Annotated in this window: 2 protein-coding genes; both read right to left on the reverse strand. The window is 42.1% G+C overall.

Annotated elements, in window-relative coordinates; translation table 11 throughout:
- Positions 1–14: 14 nt before the first annotated feature.
- The gene (locus ACTXGO_RS14105; protein ID WP_443542751.1) at positions 15–440 is read right to left on the reverse strand and encodes an MAPEG family protein; all 426 of its coding nucleotides are present in this window, start codon (positions 438–440) and stop codon (positions 15–17) included.
- Between the two features lie 10 nt (positions 441–450).
- Complete coding sequence (locus tag ACTXGO_RS14110) at positions 451–864, reverse strand: OsmC family protein (protein ID WP_443542750.1); 414 nt, start codon at positions 862–864, stop codon at positions 451–453.
- Positions 865–1,207 lie beyond the last annotated feature (343 nt).

The following is a 1,207-nucleotide window of genomic DNA, read 5'->3' on the forward strand; positions in this document are numbered from 1 at the left end:
TAACAACTTACTTCTTAAGTACTCATCCTAATTGCTAAATAAAACAGCATTAGTGAGCAGACCATCGATAGCACCCATAGTACCGAGCGAAACGTCGCCAAATTAGTGATATAAGCGACGCAGTAACCTACCCGTATCAGCACATATAACCATGCCAATACATTGATAATAGACTGCGGTACAAAGAACAGCATAGCGACGATTACTGCTGCCAAAAACACAGGCAATGTCTCGTAACTGTTTTGCTGGGCGGCATTTGCGCGGGCGGCAGGTCCAGTCGTATCTTGCAAAAATCTGCGCGGATGTGCGTTATCAGCCAATCTAAAACCGCCAAAAGCTTTGGCAGTTATCGCCATTATTAAAGGCAACAGGCTAGCTACCACCATTGCCCATATTGCAGAAGCTGCAGTATCAGACATCAATCCAAAAATTATGTTCATTGGGTTTGTCCTAACCTGCGATATTTTCAAAATCGTGAGTGATATCTACCCCGCCCTGCACTAGCATTCGACTCGCGGAACAATATTTATCGCTTGACAGCCTAATAGCGCGTTCGATCTGTTTGTCAGACACGTCTTTGCCTGTGACCACAAAATGCATATGAATAGCCGTATAAACAGCAGGTACAGTTTGGGCACGCTGAGCGGTCAACTCGCAGCGGACATCGCTGACGTCTTGGCGCGACTTTTGTAAAATAGCGACCACATCATAACTGGCACAGCCACCAAGTCCCAATAGTATAAGCTCCATGGGGCTTGCACCTTTTTCTTTGTCGGCGTCGATTTGTACGTCATGCCCTGATGGTGATACGCCCATAAAGGCTTTGTTGTCTTGCCATATGACGCTTGCTTTTGATTCTGACATTATTTATCGTCCTTTATTAATCGCTATCTCAATGTTATCTACGCGAGTCTAAACTTGCACTTTGGTTAGTGTAGCACAAGCCAAAACCAGATTTTATGACGTGATTGTCACATGTCGTTAATGATTCAATCGATTTTGGAGTAAGCAGTAGCTTTTAGAAGTGGATAGATTTTTAGTAGATGACTTGGTTGTTTTTATGATGAAACTGAGTGAATAACTCTAAATTTATATCGCGCGTAAACCACTGATTTTAAAAGATTAAATTTGTGAAACATTTTATAGCAAAATAGCGTTACACATTTTGTCGGTTTCTTGGTTTAATGGTGGTAATGAATCTCATTTT

The sequence above is a fragment of the Psychrobacter sp. T6-1 genome, assembly GCF_052258445.1.

Coding starts and splice junctions, on each gene's coding strand:
- ACTXGO_RS14105 (WP_443542751.1), bottom strand. CDS start 440: ATGAACATAATTTTTGGATTGATGTCTGATACTGCAGCTTCTGCAATA.
- ACTXGO_RS14110 (WP_443542750.1), bottom strand. CDS start 864: ATGTCAGAATCAAAAGCAAGCGTCATATGGCAAGACAACAAAGCCTTT.